Origin of the sequence: uncultured Roseobacter sp. (assembly GCF_947493125.1) — a bacterium.
Taxonomy (GTDB): domain Bacteria; phylum Pseudomonadota; class Alphaproteobacteria; order Rhodobacterales; family Rhodobacteraceae; genus Roseobacter.
The window spans coordinates 26,450-41,717 of record NZ_CANLQB010000005.1 but is presented as its reverse complement, the minus strand read 5'-3'; the positions used below and the strand labels follow the sequence as shown (position 1 = coordinate 41,717).

Sequence of the window (15,268 nt, the reverse complement as noted above, 5' to 3'; positions counted from 1 at the left end):
ACCGCAAGGGCCCGCGTCCGCAAGCGGCGATGCACCCTTGCCTCGGCCCGGCGCGGGCCGGTATAGCGCAAAGGACATCGTTCAGAGCAGGGGATCGCCCATGTCCTTCGACCGTTCCATCAAGATCGCGCCATCAATCCTGGCCGCTGATTTCGCCAATTTTGGGGCGGAGTGTGCGGCGATCGAGGCGCAGGGGGCCGATTGGGTGCATGTGGATGTGATGGATGGCCATTTCGTGCCCAATATCACCTTTGGTCCGGCCACTTGTGCCGCAATCCGGCCTCATATCAAGGGCGTCATGGACGTGCATCTGATGATCGCGCCGGTCGATCCCTACATCGAAGCGTTCGCCAAGGCGGGGGCCGACTTGATCACCGCGCATGTGGAGGCTGGCCCGCACATCCACCGGACGTTGCAGGCCATTCGCGGTGCGGGGGCAAAGGCCGGTGTGGCATTAAACCCCGGTACGCCCGCCAGCGCGGTGTCAGAATTGCTCGATAATGTAGATCTGGTTTGCGTGATGACGGTGAATCCGGGCTTCGGCGGACAGAAGTTCATCGACATGACAGCCAAAATCCGCAGCTTGCGCGAGATGATTGGCGACCGGCCCGTTCATATCGAGATAGACGGCGGTGTCGATCCGGTCACCGCGCCGATGGTCGCCAACGCGGGTGCCGATGTGCTGGTTGCAGGCTCCGCCGTCTTCCGGGGCGGCTCGGTCCGCAATCCCGCTCCCTACGGCGAGAACATCCGAGCCATCCGGGAGGCCGCTGCTGGCACTTACGTCTGAGCGGCTTTGTTCAGATCGTCAAAACAGCGTCCCTCGGCTACCAGCTGCTGCAAAAGCGGCGCGGGTTGCCAGAAGAAGTCATCCTCCTTGGCATAGGTCCTTATATCTGCAAGCACCGTCTCGATGCCTTGCAGGTCCGCCCATTTCAGCGGCCCGCCGCGATAGCGCGGGAAACCGTAGCCGAAGAGCAGCACCATATCCACATCCAGAGGCCGCAGGGCGATGCCTTCACCGACGATTTTCGCTGCCTCATTGACCATCGCAGCCATATAGCGACGCCGGATCTCGTCGGTTGAGAAGCTGCGCGGGGAAATGCCGCGCTCCACCCGTTCGGCGGCAACCAGCTCCATCACATCGGGATTGGGCACCGGCGCAGTGTCCTGATAAACGTAGAACCCCTTCCCTGTCTTACGCCCGAAGTGCCCCGCCTGGCACAGCTTGTCTGCGTAGCGACCAACACGTTCGCGCGGGTCGCGCGTGGGTGCCATGCGCTTGCGCATCGCCCAGGCGATGTCGAGACCCGCAAGATCGGAGACCGCGAAGGGTCCCATAGCAAACCCGAACTCGGTCACCGCCGTGTCGATCTCGAACGGCGTGGCCCCATCCAGCACCATGTGATCCGCCGCTGTTCGATAAGCGCGCATGATGCGGTTGCCAATGAAACCGTCACACACACCGGAGCGTACGGAGACCTTGCCCATACGCTTTCCGAGCGCAAAACCGGTCGCCACCACATCGGGCGCGGTCTGGTCCGGAACGACCACTTCCAACAGCTTCATCACATGGGCAGGCGAGAAGAAGTGCAGGCCAATCACGTCCGAGGGTCGCGCCGTCCTTGCGGCGATCTCGTTGATGTCGAGGTAAGAGGTGTTGGTGGCCAGCACCGCACCGGGTTTGCAGACGGCATCCAGTTCGGCAAAAACCGCCGTCTTTACGGTCATGTCTTCGAAAACCGCTTCGATCACCAAATCGGCAGGTGCGAGGGTCGCGTAGTCCGTCACCACTTGCAACATGTGCTCAACCAGCTTGTCATGCCGCTCCTGCGAGATCTTGCTTCGTTTCAGTGCCCCTTTCAGATTTGCGGCAATCCGTGTATGTGCGGCGTCAGCGGCTGGTTGATCACGTTCAACCAGCACGACCTGCAAGCCCGCCAGAAGGGCCGATGTCGCTATCCCTGCGCCCATGGTGCCGCCACCGATCACGCCTATCGTCTTCAACGCGCGGGGGGCCACGCCCTTCAACTCAGACAGGTTGCTCACCGCACGTTCAGAGAAGAACGCATGGATCATGCCCTGCCGTTGATCGGTCGCCATCAGGTCACGGAATATCCGCCGCTCTTCGGCCAGCCCTTCCGCGAAGGGCAAGTCGGCGGAGGCCTGCACCGCACGAACCGCCTGCGCAGGAGAGAGCTGGCCTTGGCCCTTCTTCAACACGCGAGCGTGCGTGGCATCCCAATCAATCGGCGCGGGCGCGGGCAGTTCACTCACCGCACGGCGCGGCGCACCGCTTTCGAGCAGCTCCTGCGCATAGGCAAGGCCGACCGCTTGCGGGTCCCCCGGCGCGACCCGATCAAGAATATGGAGATCTGCAGCCTCCTGCGCGTCGACTTGGCGGCCACTGGTGATCACCTCGATTGCGGCGTCCGCTCCCGTTAACCGTGGCAGCCGCTGGGTCCCACCCGCGCCGGGGATCAGGCCCAGATGCACCTCCGGCAGCCCAAGGCGCGCTTCCGGCTGCGCAACGCGATAATGAGCGGAAAGCGCAACCTCCAGCCCGCCTCCAAGGCTGACGCCGTGCATCGAGGCCACGACCAAAAGCGGCGAGGCTTCGATCCGGTTGCAGACATCGGGTAAATGCGGCTTCAAGGGTGGTTTGCCAAATTCCTTGATATCCGCACCAGCAATGAAGGTCCGACCATTCCCGACAATCAACACTGCCCGCACCGCCGGATCTGCCTCGGCCCGGTCCATACCAGCCATCAGGCCCTGCCTCACCGCGTGGCTCAGCGCATTGACCGGTGGGTTCTGCAGACGCAGCACCGCTACTGCGCCATGGGTCTCATAGGCCACTACATCCGTCATTGAAAACTCCCCACCCGGCTGACCGCAGAGAACAGGGTTTCGCAGATGCCTGGCAAGCGCAACCCCTCAGCGCCGATAGACAAAACATCGTCCGGGGACTGCGCTGTCGGGCAAAGGAAGCTCTTCGAAGTCATCGAAATACATACGGTCACTCGACACCATCACACCGCCGGGCGCGAGAAACGGCGCAATCACCGGTGAAATCCTGCGGGCGAAGATGTCGTTCTTCGCAGCGTTGTGCCCGCCCAGATCAGCGTGGACCAGACGTGCGGTGGGGCCGAACCGCTCCAGCGCCTGCGGCAGTGTCTCGAACACATCTCCCAGGATGACGCGATCCTTCGGCGGTGTGCTGTCGGGATGCGAGGCCACGGCACGCTCAAAGACGTAAATGTCGCGCGGCGGCAGGAGGCTGCACAAGTGGTGGTAGGTGCGCCCGTTGCCCAGGCCCAGCTCGAAAACTGGTCCGGGCATATCGCCCACTTCTCTTGCCGCATACTCCAGACAGGCCCGCTGCGACACCATGCGGTCGATGAAGAGATCGAGGCGGCTCATCACTGGATCCTTTTACAAATCTTTCACACTCAGATGCGCCTTTTTGGGTCGAAGCACCAGTAGAAAGCCACTCACACATCTGTGCGCTGGACGCGAGCGGCGAAATGGCGTTGACTGGCCCAAGGAAGGCAGTTCGTAAGAACGCATGCGGAATAGGGACGAGGCAGACACGTGGTAACGCCGCTGCTTGATGTGCGCGATCTAAGCATCGGCTTCGGATCGGCGCCGCCGATTGTGAGTGACGTCTCCTTCCAGGTGATGCCTGGAGAAACCCTGGCGCTTGTCGGCGAGAGCGGCTCCGGCAAAACCATCACTTGCCGGTCCGTGCTCCGCATCCTGCCCTCTAGCGCCAAGATCCACAGCGGTGTGATCACTTTCTCAGGTGGTGGCAGAAGCTGCAACCTGCTGGCAGAGACGCGGCGCATGATGCGCCAGATCCGCGGCAACCAGATTTCGATGATCTTCCAGGAGCCGATGCGGTCCCTTTCGCCTCTGCATCGGCTTGGCGATCAAGTCTCGGAGGTCTTGCGACTGCACCGCGACCTGCCCAGGGCCAAGGCCAAGGCGCGCGTGCTGGAGACCTTCGAACGGGTCGGTTTTCCAGATCCGGGGCGGGTCTGGAAAGCCTATCCTTTCGAGATGTCCGGCGGGATGCGGCAACGGGCGATGATCGCGATGGCTATGGTGGCCAAGCCCGAACTTCTGATCGCTGACGAGCCGACCACGGCCCTCGACGTGACCACACAGGCGCAGGTGCTTGGGCTGATCAAGGATCTGCAGAAAGAGACCGGCATGGCGGTGATCCTCGTCACCCACGACTTGGGTGTGGTGGCGAATATGGCTGAGCAGGTGGTTGTGATGAACAAAGGCCGGGTGATGGAGCGTGGACCTGCACCTGCCGTCCTGGGCGGCCCGGCGCATGGCTACACAAAGAAGCTTTTTGCAGCCGCGCCCATGATCCCGGAGGTGGCAGCACCCGCGCGCGCCGACCGCGGCAGCGACCTTATCCTCGATCTGCGCGACGTCTCCAAGACCTACACCATGCGTGCGGGCGGCTGGAGCAAGCCGGTGACCGTGACCGCGTGCCACGAAGTCAATCTCTCACTTGAACGCGGCAAGACGCTGGCCGTCGTCGGTGAAAGCGGGTCAGGCAAGACGACCTGCGCGCGCATCGCGCTCGGCGCTGAATTGCCGGACGAGGGCGGAGAGGTCCTCTTCCGACCCAGCTCCAACGCGGATGTCACAAAAATTCACGATATGTCCACCGACGAGCGTGTGTGTTTCCAACGCCAGGCTCAAATGGTCTTTCAGGACCCCTACTCGTCGCTCTCGCCGCGCATGCGGATCGGTCAGACACTGACCGAACCGATGGAAATCCACAAGCTCGGTACCAAGGTCGAGCGCCGCGAAAAGGCCGCCGAAATGCTGCGCTGGGTTGGCCTTGATGCATCTATGCTCACCCGTTACCCACATGCCTTCTCCGGTGGACAGCGCCAACGTCTCTCGATCGCGCGGGCGCTGACGCTAGATCCGGTTCTGCTCGTCTGCGACGAGCCCACCTCAGCGCTCGATGTCTCGGTGCAGGAGCAGATCCTCTGTCTGCTGGAGGACATACGAGACCGGATGGGGCTGAGTTATCTTTTCATCAGCCATGATCTGGCCGTCGTCGCCCGCATCGCCGACGAAGTCGCGGTGATGCGTCAGGGGGTGATCGTCGAACAGGCCCCGCCCGATACGTTGTTCTACAACCCGCGCCACCCCTACACGCGGGCCCTGATTGCGGCTCAGCCGGAACCGGATGTGAACCGGCCGATTGATCTGAAACTCGTTGCTAAGGGCGCGGGCACACCGTCTAGCTGGCCGGAGGCCTTCCGATTTGAAGGGGTTGCGGCGCCTGCTTTGACCGAACTGGAACCCGGCCATAAGGTACGTTGTCATGTTTAGATGTTTTGCCCTGCTGTGCGCCCTTTGCTTCGCTGTCGCTGCGCCAGCAGATGTGCCAGCGCCGTCTGAGAGCAGTTTCTGGAAAAGCGAAGTGCGAAGCGGCATCTTGCCCCCCGTGGTCGAGCGCCTGCCGTCCGAGCCCCTGGTGGTCGATCTGGAGGCCAAAGGCCGAACCTACGGTGAACAGGGTGGAGCGTTGCGCACACTTGTCTCGCGCTCGAAGGACGTCCGCCAGATGGTGGTCTACGGCTATGCCCGGCTCGTCGGCTATGATCACGATTATGAGCTTTATCCGGATATTCTGCGCGACATCGAGGTGGAGGACGGCCGCAAGTTCACCTTACATCTGCGCAAGGGTCACCGCTGGTCCGATGGACATCCGTTTACCTCCGAAGATTTCCGCTACTACTGGGAGCACGTTGCGCTGAACCGCGAACTAAGCCCGGCAGGACCGCCGCAAAGCATGATTGTGGACGGTGTTCTGGCCGACGTCAGTTTCCCGGATGAGACCACCGTCGTGATTGAGTGGCCCCGGCCAAACCCTCAGTTTTTGCAGCTGCTTGCGCAGGCCAGCCCGTATTTCATCTATCGCCCTGCGCATTATCTCAAGCAGTTTCATGCCGACTTCACTGACAAGACGGCGCTGCGCCGCGAGATTAAAAAAGCCCGCGTGCGCACCTGGGCCGCGCTGCACAACGATCGCGACAACATGTACAAGTTCGACAATCCGGATCTGCCCACCCTCCAGCCCTGGATGAACGCCTCCGGTACGAAGTCAAGTCGGCATGTCTTTGTCCGCAACCCCTATTATCATCGTATCGACAAACGCGGCGTGCAGCTGCCCTACATTGATGTGGTCGAGATGACCGTCGTGGGCGGCGGGCTCATTGCCGCGAAGGCCAATGCCGGAGAGGTCGACCTGCAGGCGCGCGGGCTCGACTTCCCGGATATCTCGATCCTGAAGAAGGGCGAGACGGACGGCGCAGGCTATCGCACTCTGCTTTGGGCCAATGGTGCCGCCAGTCAGATCACCATCTACCCCAATCTCAATTTCGCCGATCCAGTCTGGCGGGAGGTGATCCGGGATGTCCGCTTCCGTCGCGCTTTGTCCTTGGGTATCGACCGTCGCATGATCAATCGCGCGCTCTATTTCGGGCTTGCAAAAGAGGGTGGCATGACTGCGCTGGCGCAAAGCCCGTTATTCGACCCGGCGAACCTGTTCCGCTGGTCGATCTATTACCCCGCGAAAGCCAATGCTCTGCTGGACGAGATGGGGCTCACCGAACGTACGCCCTCCGGGGTCCGCAAGCTGCCCGACGGGCGGCCCATGGAGTTTGTGATCGAAACCGCAGGCGAGCGGCAAGAGGTGGAGAATGCTCTGGCCATCGTCACCGACACCTGGCGCGAGATCGGGATCAAGCTGATCATGCGCCCGCTTGATCGCGACATCCTGCGCAACCGCGTCTATTCCGGCCTCAGCATGTCGGCGGTCTGGTTCGGCTGGGACAACGGGCTGCCGCAGCCCTACACCCCGCCTGAGTATCTTGCTCCGACGCATCAGGAGTTCTTCGCCTGGCCCAAATGGGGCCAGCACTACCAGACCGGCGGAGACGTGGGAGAGGCACCCGACATGCCCGCAGCCAAGCGCCTGATGCAGCTGAGCTGGGATTGGGATCACACCGAGGATACCGAAGCGCGCTCCGCCATCTGGCGCGAGATGCTTGAGATCCACGCCGAACACCAGTTCGGCATCGGCATTCTCTCTGAGGCACCGCAGCCTATCGTGGTCTCAAACCGGCTGCGCAATGTGCCCGAAGAGGCGAAATGGGCCTGGGACCCGGGCGCGCATTTCGGCATTCACCGGATTGATGAATTCTACTACGAAGATCCGTTCCAGCAGCTTACCCAATGATGTTCGTCCGCTACGCCATCTATCGGTTCATCACGATGCTGTTGACCCTCTGGGTGGTCTCGATCCTGATCTTCGTGATCATCAACCTGCCGCCAGGAGACTACCTCAGCAACCAGATCGCCGAGCTGCGCGCCACCGGTCAGGCCGAAGGGGTCGCAAAAGCGGAGTTTCTGCGCACCGAATACGCGCTGGACCGACCTGTCTGGGAGCAATACCTGATCTGGGTCGGAATGGCTCCAGGTCCACAGGGCTGGTACGGGCTGATCCAGGGCAACTTTGGATGGTCCTTCGAGTTTGATCGCCCCGTCAGCGAAGTCGTCGGCGATGCGCTCTGGCTCACGGTGCTGGTGAACCTGGCCGCCGTGCTGTTCGTTTACATGGTGGCCTTGCCGCTTGGTGTGATTGCAGCTGCCAAATCAGAGACTTGGGTCGACTACACCGCCGCTTTTGTGGGGTATCTGGGTCTTGCCACACCCAACTTCCTGCTGGCCCTGATACTCTTCTACTATGGCAACAAGTATTTCGATCTGCCGATTGGCGGCCTGATGGCGCCGGAATACGAGGGTGAGCCGATGTCATGGGAGAAGGTGAAATCCATTCTTGTCCATCTGATCGTACCGACCTTCGTGATCGGCACATCCGGTGCCGCGGCGATGATGCAGCGCCTGCGCGCGAACATGCTCGATGAGCTTAGCAAGCCCTATGTCGAGACCGCCAAGGCAAAGGGCCTCGGCCCGTCCAAGCTGCTCGCCAAATACCCGTTGCGCATGGCCTTCAACCCCTTCGTCGCGGACATTGGCAACCTGCTGCCTGCGATGGTCTCAGGCTCGGTGCTCGTGTCGGTCGTGTTGGGCTTGCAAACCATCGGTCCCTCACTTCTCACGGCCCTCAAGAGCCAGGACCAGTTTCTCGCCGGTTTTGTGCTGATGTTCGTGGCCTTGCTCACCCTCATCGGCACCATGATCTCCGATCTGCTTCTGGTCTTGCTTGACCCGCGCATCCGCTACGGAGCGCGCGGCGGATGAAGAAACTGCCCGACGGTCGCTATGTTGACGAGGCGCCTTGGTCAGACGATCAGGACCTCTCGGCCCTCGAACGTTCAGAGATGGACGCTCCCAACTGGGTGCTCGTCTGGCGCAAGTTCAAACGGCACAAGCTGGGCCTGATCTCGGGCATCTTTCTGTTGCTGAGCTATCTGATGCTGCCTTTCGCGGGCTTCATCGCACCTTACACACCGAACGAGCGCAGCGCAGAGTATCTCTACAGCCCGCCGCAGTCGATCAACCTCTGGCACGAGGGGGAGTTCATCGGACCCTTCGTCTATCCGACCACGGCAACAGCTGATCTGGTGAACTATCGCTGGACCTACGAGACCGACACCACGCGGCCCATGCCACTGCAGTTTTTTTGCGACGGCGACACTTACAATCTCTTCGGGCTCATTCCCTCAAACACACATCTTTTCTGCGCACCAGAGGGTGCCACCGTGTTTCTTTGGGGCTCGGACCGTTTGGGGCGAGACGTTTTCAGTCGCATCCTCTACGGCGCGCAGCTCTCCCTGACCGTAGGGCTCATCGGCATCACCGTCTCCTTCGCGCTCGGCATCTTCTTCGGCTCCATCGCAGGCTATTTCGGCGGTAAGACCGACTGGCTGATCAACCGCGTGATCGAGATCCTGCGTTCTCTGCCCGAGCTCCCGCTCTGGCTGGCGCTCTCCGCCGCCGTCCCGTCGAACTGGGGGCCGGTCGCAGTTTTCTTCATCATCTCGATCATCCTCGGCATCCTCGACTGGCCGGGGCTGGCGCGGGCGGTCCGAAGTAAATTCCTCTCGTTGAGAGAGGAAGAATACGTGCGTGCAGCGGAGATGATGGGAGCGAAACCGGGTCGGGTGATCCGAAGGCACCTCTTGCCCAATTTCATGTCGCATCTGATCGCCTCGGCAACGCTGTCAATACCGGCGATGATTCTCGGCGAGACCGCGCTGAGCTTTTTGGGCCTCGGCTTGCGCGCGCCCGCCGTCAGTTGGGGCGTGATGCTAAACGATGCGCAAAACCTCGCCAGCATTGAGATCTATCCGTGGACAGCGATCCCGATGCTGCCAATCATCTTCGTGGTGCTGGCTTTCAATTTCCTGGGCGACGGGCTGCGAGCTTCGTTGGACCCTTACAAAAGTTGACCATCAGCGCGCCGTCTCAGCGGACATCCTCTGCCTGATAGGCGGCTAATGGCTCCTTCCAGACAACGCATGGCGACAATCGGCGTATTTTGGCAGATCGGCCTGAGCGTCAGTTGCCCGCTCCCAACGGAGCATTACACTGCCGCGGACCACCTATTCGAGTGGCAATCTCCAGTTTTGGGGGACCATGGCAGCTTCTGGGATTGACCTGCGCGCGCTGGATCATCTTGTTGAGATTGCGCGGTATCATGGGGTGCAGATCGACCGGCAGCGGCTGGTCCATGACTACTCGATTTCGGAGGCGGCGCTGAGCGAGATGCGGTTTCTGCGGATCGCGCAGGACCTCAAGCTGGATGTCGCGGCGAAGCGGTTGAGCTGGCAGAAGCTGCGCGGGCTGGGGCATGCCTACCCGGCACTTCTGGTCCTGAAATCGGGCGAAACCTTCCTCGCGTCGGGCTTTGAGGTGGACCCGGAAACGGGGCAGGAAATGCTGCTGGTGGTGCGCAAGGACGCGGCGACCAACCAGTATCTGCACGAGCCTGTTCTGCTGGAGGATCTGAAGGCGGGCTGGAACGGGACTGTCTATCTCTTTCGGCCCGCGCGGGACGATCCGGAGGGCAGCGGGGCGTTCAATCTGGGCTGGTTCGTGCGCGAGGCGGCACGGCAGAAGAGGATTTTCACCGAGATCATCGTGATTGCCCTGATGATCCATGTGACCGCGCTGGCGGTGCCGCTGTTCTTTCAGATCACGGTGGACAAGGTGCTGGTGCACGAGAGCTTCCAGACGCTGAACGTGCTGGCGGTGGCGGTGGTGATCATCCTGCTGTTTCAGGGGATTTTCAACTTCCTGCGGGACTATCTACTGGCCTTTGCCACCTCGAAGATCGACATGCGCACGGCCACGCGTACCTTCGGGCATCTGGTTCGGCTGCCGCTGTCGTTCTTTCACCGGGCGACGGCCGGAGTGCTGACGAAACACATGCAGCAGACCGACGAGATCCGCCAGTTCCTGACCGGGAACGTGTTGGAAACACTGCTCGATTCCACGGCGCTTTTGGTGTTTCTGCCGCTTCTGTTTCTCTATTCCTGGCAACTGGGGCTGGTGGTGCTGGGCTTCTCGATCCTGATCGCGCTGGTGATCGCGGGTATGCTGCGCCCGCTTTATAGCGCGCTGACGCGGCTCTATGCGGCGGAGGGCGAGCGACAATCGCTGCTCGTCGAGAGCATCCACGGGATTTCCACCATCAAGAGCCTGGCGCTGGAGCCGCGGCGCAACCGGGTCTGGGACACCAGCTCGGCCCAGTCGGTGCGCACGCATTTCCGGGTGAACAAGCTCGGCACCATTGCCGAGAGCACGGTGGAGACGCTGGAGCAGCTGATGGCCGTCGCGGTGCTGTTTCTGGGCGCACATATGGTGTTTCAGGGCGAGCTGACCGTGGGCAAGCTGATCGCCTTCAACATGCTGTCGGGCTATGTCAGCCAGCCGCTGATCAAGATCGTGCGGATGATCCACGAGTACCAGCGCGCACGGCTGGCGGTGAAGATGCTGGGCACGATCATGAACGCCAAGCCGGAGACGGGCAGCCAGTCGCAGGCGGCCACACCGCGGATCACCGGCGAGATTACATTCGAGGAGGTGCGCTTCTTCTATGACGGCGCCGAGCGCCCGGCGCTCACGGATGTGTCGTTTCACATCCGCGAGGGCGAGGTGATCGGGATCGTGGGCGAGAGCGGCTCGGGCAAGTCGACGCTGGCGCGGCTGGTGCAGGGGCTTTACGCGCCGAATGACGGGCGCATCGTGCTCAATGGCACGGATATCCGCGAGATTGATCTGGCGCATCTGCGGCAGTCGGTGGGGATCGTGCTGCAGGAGAATTTCCTGTTTCGCGGCACCGTGCGCGAGAACATCGCGCTGACGCAGGCCTCGGCCTCGCTGGAGGATGTGAAACGCGCGGCCCGGCTGGCGGGCGCGGCGGGATTTATCGAGGAGATGCCCACGGGCTATGACACGCTGCTGGAGGAGAACGCCACGAACCTGTCGGGCGGGCAGCGCCAGCGGCTGGCGATTGCGCGGGCGCTGCTGCGGGACCCGCGGCTCTTGATCTTTGACGAGGCGACCTCGGCGCTCGACGTGGAGTCGGAGACGATCATCCAGGAGAACCTCGGCCAGATCGCCGATGGGCGCACCATGTTGATCATCGCGCATCGGCTGTCGACGCTGCATATGGCGGGGCGGATCATGGTGATGAACAAGGGGCGGATCGAGGCCTTTGCGCCGCGCGCGGCGCTGCTGGACGCGGATGGGCCGGAGTTCTCGCCCACCTTCCAGCGCATGTGCGACATCCAGATGCGCAACGCGGTGGGGGTGGTCGATGGCTGACCGGTTCGGATATCGACGGACGGCGGAGCTGGTCCGGCAGGAGGGCCGCCCGCGCGCGGCTGTGGACCGCCGCGCGCTGGACTTTCAACCGGATGCGGTGGAGGTGGAGCTGCGCCGGGTGCCGGGGGCGGCGCGGGTGGCGCTCTATACGATCCTGGCGGTGATTGCCGCCGCGCTGCTCTGGGCCTGGTGGGCCGAGATCGACCGGACGGTGAGCGCGCGCGGCAAGCTGGTGAGCCAGTCGCGCACCATCGTGAAGCAGCCCTATCGCCCGTCGGTGATCCGGACGCTGGACGTGCGGGCGGGCGACGTGGTGCAGAAGGGCGATATCATCGCCTCGCTCGACCCCACGCTGACGGAGGCGGATCAGGGGCAGTTGCAGGCCCGCGCGGCTTTGCTGAGCGCGGAGCTGGCCCGGCTGGAGGCGGAAAGTGCGGGAGAAAGGTTTGCGCCCGAGGTAGCGGGGCGCGATGCGGTAGCGCAGCAGGCGGCGCTGTTTCAAACGCGTGAGCTGGAGAAGGCGGCGGCGCTCGAGGGGTTTGCAGCGCGGCTGAAGACACTCGACTCGCAGGCGGCGGTCGCGGCGGCGCAGGAGGCGCAGATCGTCGCGGCACTGACCCTTGCAGAGACCAAGCTGGAGACCGCCGCGCGGCTGGTGGCGCGCAACGCAGGCTCGCAGATCACCCAGCAGGAGGCGGAGACCGAGGTCGAGAAGCTGAAGGCGCAGCAGCGCGAGAAGATCGAAGAGGCGGAAGGCTATCGCCGCCAGCAGCGCGTGGTGGAGAACGAGCGGCTGCAATACCTGTCATCACGCGCGACGGAGGTCGAGGACCGGCGGCTGGAGGTGAAGAACGAGCTGGAGCAGCTGCAATTCGAGATCCGCAAGGCCAACCGGGTGGCCGAGTTCGACGCGTTTTACGCCGAGACGGACGGGGTGATCATGGATGTAACGCAGAAATCCGTGGGCTCGGTGGTGGAGACGGCGGAGGTGCTCTTCACGCTGGTGCCCACCGATGAGGGGCTCGACATCGAGCTGGAGCTGAGCGCGGAGGACATCGGCTGGGTGCATCTGGGCCAGGCGGTGCGCGCCAAGCTCGACCCCTTCCCGTTCCAGCGTCACGGCACGCTGCGCGGCGAGCTGACCTCGATCAGCCCCGATGCGTTTCAGCGCGAGATGAACGGACGTACCGAGGTCTATTACCGGGTGCGGGTAGCGATCACCGAGAACCAGCTGCGCAACCTGCCCGAGGGGTTCCGGCTGGTGCCCGGGATCACCACCACGGCCGAAATCCGGATCGGGGATCGCACGGTGCTGTCGTATCTGACCGACCCGTTCCACCGCGCGCTGGATGAGAGCCTGAGGGAGCCGAACTGATGCGGCGCGTGCGGCCCAATCTGATCACGCGCGGCGGCTCCGGGATGCAGGATGCGATTGCCGCGCGGGAGGCCAACCTGCTGGGCCAAAACGGGCCCGCTCACGCCGAGGATGCCTATATCGCGGCGGCGCAGCCGGGCGATCTGGTGGTGCCGACCGAGGCCCTGTCGGAGCAGACGCGGGCCGCACTGGCGGCGGAGCTGGGCGAGGGCCCGGTGGTCGGCTTGGGCGGTGAGCTGGAACTGGGCGCGCGGGGGTTCAGCGATGGATTGGGGCTCGCGGAACCGGGCGATATCGACCCGCTGCTCGCGCTCTGCCGGGCCATGCATGGCGAGACGATCTATCGCGATATCCCCTTTTCCGAAGAGGTGATGCGGGCGCATATCGAGATGTATCTGGGCGCGCCCGCGACCCATCGGATTTTCCTGCACAAGCGCGGCGGCCAGCTACAGGGCGCGCTTTTTGGCTATGTCAGCCCCTACTTCTTTTCCGAGGCGCGCGTCGCCAATGACGACCTGTTTTACGTCTACCCCGCCGCGCGCAGCCTCAGGCTTGCGCGCAAGCTGGTCTGCGCCTTCGAGGTCTGGGCGATGACCTGCGATGTGCGCGAGATTTGCCTTTCGGTCTCCACCGGTTTGAGCGGAGATCGGGCGGAAAAACTGCTTAACAGGCAAGGTTTCGCTCGCGTGGGCGCGATCTTCAAAAAGCGACCCTCGGTTGAAGATGAGGGTGCTAACCAGACCGCGGACATTTTGATGCATAGTGAGGGATGTGACGATGACGGCGCTTAACGCGACAATGCTTCCGATCCATGTGAAATTTGGCGAGCGGGTCCTGCGGGGCGGATCGATATCGCCCGAGTTGCGGGCGGCGATTGCCGCCGACCTGGGGCGTGATCTGGCGGAAGTCACCGTGGGCAGTGCGCGGGCGCTGCGCAACCCGGCGTCCGGTTTCGATGCCTTTTGTGGCAGCGGGTCGCGGTCAAGCTCCTCCCCGTCTTCGTCATCGGGAAGCATGTCGCGGGCCCAGGCCTCCCGTTATACCTCGTCGATGGCGACAACGCCGTCCTCGACGACCACGGCCAGCACCGGCAGCCTGTCGCGCGCCGAGGCTTCGCGGTACACCTCGTCGATGAGCACCAGCCCCTCTTCCACCACAACGCGCACCTCTTATTCGAGCCCGAGCAGCGTATCGCGGTCCACCGTGTCGCGCTACACATCCTCGCGCGTGACGACACCCTCGATCAGCAGCAGCCCGTCCTCGACCGCCACGAGCCGCAGCAGCACACCCTCGAGCACGGCGCGGTCCTATTCATCGCCCTCAACCACGACGCGCTCGTATTCGTCGGGCGGGGACGAGTCCAGCCGCGCCACACCGGCGAGCCTGACCCGCTCGACCGCGTCGCGCTATACCTCGTCAACGCGCAAAATCCCAAGCTCATCGGGTCGCGACAATGACAACAGCCCAAGCCGCCCGGTGTCGCGCCCGACGACCTTTGCGCAGACCGCGCGGACACCGTCGGGTGACAGCGGTTCGAGCACACCGTCGAGCAGCGCCGCCTCGAGCCCCGTAACCCGGGCCACGGCATCGCGCTACACCTCCTCGCTTCAGAGACGGCCCGACAGCAGCGGGACCCCCGCGGCAACGACCCGTGAGACGCCCGTCACCCGCGCGAATGTCTCGCGCTATACCTCGGCGATGAGCCCCTCCGGCACCGGCACCACGCGCACGGCCAGCCCGGCGGTGACGCGGGCCAATGCCTCGCGGTTCACATCGCCCTCGCAGACCACACTGAAGCGCAGCCGCGCGAGCTATCCCTCACGGGCGGCCCCGTCCGAGAGTTACGCTGCGCGCTATGCCGCCGATCGGCAGCGCCGTCAGGCGGCGAGCCAGGCCGGGTTGGAGCTGTCTTATGAAATGACCGGGCAGCCGGGGCCAACGGTGAATGCGGCGAATATGGCGGGCCACTTGGCCTCTTACGTGGGCGTGAGTTCAAGTCTCGCCGGTCTGCAGAACTACGCGCAAAACCGCGCAACCCCAACAGTGGTGCGCAATAAC

Annotated in this window: 11 protein-coding genes and 1 tRNA gene; 9 read left to right on the top strand and 3 right to left on the bottom strand. The window is 63.1% G+C overall.

What is annotated here, in order from left to right; genetic code table 11:
- The first annotated feature begins 100 nt into the window (after window positions 1-100).
- The gene (gene rpe, locus Q1A71_RS11660; protein WP_299675872.1) at window positions 101-790 is read left to right on the top strand and encodes a ribulose-phosphate 3-epimerase; all 690 of its coding nucleotides are present in this window, start codon (window positions 101-103) and stop codon (window positions 788-790) included.
- Here rpe and Q1A71_RS11655 read toward each other — a convergent pair.
- Both Q1A71_RS11655 and Q1A71_RS11650 read right to left on the bottom strand, forming a co-directional pair.
- Window positions 781-2,871, bottom strand: a complete 2,091-nt coding sequence (locus Q1A71_RS11655; RefSeq protein WP_299675869.1) for a 3-hydroxyacyl-CoA dehydrogenase NAD-binding domain-containing protein — start codon at window positions 2,869-2,871, stop codon at window positions 781-783. The genes rpe and Q1A71_RS11655 overlap by 10 nt on opposite strands.
- Before the next feature lie 66 nt (window positions 2,872-2,937).
- The gene (locus Q1A71_RS11650; RefSeq protein ID WP_299675867.1) at window positions 2,938-3,423 is read right to left on the bottom strand and encodes a class I SAM-dependent methyltransferase; all 486 of its coding nucleotides are present in this window, start codon (window positions 3,421-3,423) and stop codon (window positions 2,938-2,940) included.
- 171 nt (window positions 3,424-3,594) lie between these two features.
- On the opposite strand from Q1A71_RS11650, the gene Q1A71_RS11645 reads away from it, so the two are divergent.
- From Q1A71_RS11645 to Q1A71_RS11615, 7 genes are all read left to right on the top strand, one after another.
- Complete coding sequence (locus Q1A71_RS11645; protein WP_299675864.1) at window positions 3,595-5,367, top strand: ABC transporter ATP-binding protein; 1,773 nt, start codon at window positions 3,595-3,597, stop codon at window positions 5,365-5,367.
- Window positions 5,360-7,279: an ABC transporter substrate-binding protein gene (locus Q1A71_RS11640; RefSeq protein ID WP_299675861.1), complete on the top strand. Its 1,920-nt coding sequence runs from the start codon at window positions 5,360-5,362 to the stop codon at window positions 7,277-7,279. The genes Q1A71_RS11645 and Q1A71_RS11640 overlap by 8 nt, the downstream gene beginning before the upstream one ends.
- On the top strand, window positions 7,276-8,304 hold the full coding sequence (locus tag Q1A71_RS11635; protein ID WP_299675858.1) for an ABC transporter permease: 1,029 nt from the start codon (window positions 7,276-7,278) through the stop codon (window positions 8,302-8,304). Before Q1A71_RS11640 ends, Q1A71_RS11635 begins: the two co-directional genes overlap by 4 nt.
- Window positions 8,301-9,455, top strand: a complete 1,155-nt coding sequence (locus Q1A71_RS11630) for an ABC transporter permease (RefSeq protein WP_299675855.1) — start codon at window positions 8,301-8,303, stop codon at window positions 9,453-9,455. Before Q1A71_RS11635 ends, Q1A71_RS11630 begins: the two co-directional genes overlap by 4 nt.
- A 187-nt stretch (window positions 9,456-9,642) precedes the next feature.
- Window positions 9,643-11,835, top strand: a complete 2,193-nt coding sequence (locus Q1A71_RS11625; protein WP_299675852.1) for a peptidase domain-containing ABC transporter — start codon at window positions 9,643-9,645, stop codon at window positions 11,833-11,835.
- Window positions 11,828-13,210 carry an HlyD family type I secretion periplasmic adaptor subunit gene (locus tag Q1A71_RS11620; RefSeq protein ID WP_299675850.1) on the top strand — a complete coding sequence of 461 codons (1,383 nt, stop codon included), beginning with the start codon at window positions 11,828-11,830 and terminating at the stop codon, window positions 13,208-13,210. The genes Q1A71_RS11625 and Q1A71_RS11620 overlap by 8 nt, the downstream gene beginning before the upstream one ends.
- The gene (locus Q1A71_RS11615; protein WP_299675847.1) at window positions 13,210-14,001 is read left to right on the top strand and encodes a hypothetical protein; all 792 of its coding nucleotides are present in this window, start codon (window positions 13,210-13,212) and stop codon (window positions 13,999-14,001) included. Before Q1A71_RS11620 ends, Q1A71_RS11615 begins: the two co-directional genes overlap by 1 nt.
- Before the next feature lie 615 nt (window positions 14,002-14,616).
- Here Q1A71_RS11615 and Q1A71_RS11610 read toward each other — a convergent pair.
- Window positions 14,617-14,793: a hypothetical protein gene (locus tag Q1A71_RS11610; RefSeq protein WP_299675844.1), complete on the bottom strand. Its 177-nt coding sequence runs from the start codon at window positions 14,791-14,793 to the stop codon at window positions 14,617-14,619.
- A gap of 342 nt (window positions 14,794-15,135) precedes the next feature.
- Between Q1A71_RS11610 and Q1A71_RS11605 the strand changes: the two genes are divergently transcribed.
- Window positions 15,136-15,222, top strand: a tRNA-Lys gene (locus Q1A71_RS11605).
- The last annotated feature ends 46 nt before the right edge of the window (window positions 15,223-15,268 follow it).

Excerpts from the sequence above, each read along its gene's own strand:
- Q1A71_RS11630 (WP_299675855.1), top strand. The coding sequence starts at position 8,301 with ATGAAGAAACTGCCCGACGGTCGCTATGTTGACGAGGCGCCTTGGTCA.
- Q1A71_RS11655 (WP_299675869.1), bottom strand. The coding sequence starts at position 2,871 with ATGACGGATGTAGTGGCCTATGAGACCCATGGCGCAGTAGCGGTGCTG.
- rpe (WP_299675872.1), top strand. The coding sequence starts at position 101 with ATGTCCTTCGACCGTTCCATCAAGATCGCGCCATCAATCCTGGCCGCT.
- Q1A71_RS11635 (WP_299675858.1), top strand. The coding sequence starts at position 7,276 with ATGATGTTCGTCCGCTACGCCATCTATCGGTTCATCACGATGCTGTTG.
- Q1A71_RS11640 (WP_299675861.1), top strand. The coding sequence starts at position 5,360 with ATGTTTAGATGTTTTGCCCTGCTGTGCGCCCTTTGCTTCGCTGTCGCT.
- Q1A71_RS11625 (WP_299675852.1), top strand. The coding sequence starts at position 9,643 with ATGGCAGCTTCTGGGATTGACCTGCGCGCGCTGGATCATCTTGTTGAG.
- Q1A71_RS11620 (WP_299675850.1), top strand. The coding sequence starts at position 11,828 with ATGGCTGACCGGTTCGGATATCGACGGACGGCGGAGCTGGTCCGGCAG.
- Q1A71_RS11650 (WP_299675867.1), bottom strand. The coding sequence starts at position 3,423 with ATGAGCCGCCTCGATCTCTTCATCGACCGCATGGTGTCGCAGCGGGCC.
- Q1A71_RS11615 (WP_299675847.1), top strand. The coding sequence starts at position 13,210 with ATGCGGCGCGTGCGGCCCAATCTGATCACGCGCGGCGGCTCCGGGATG.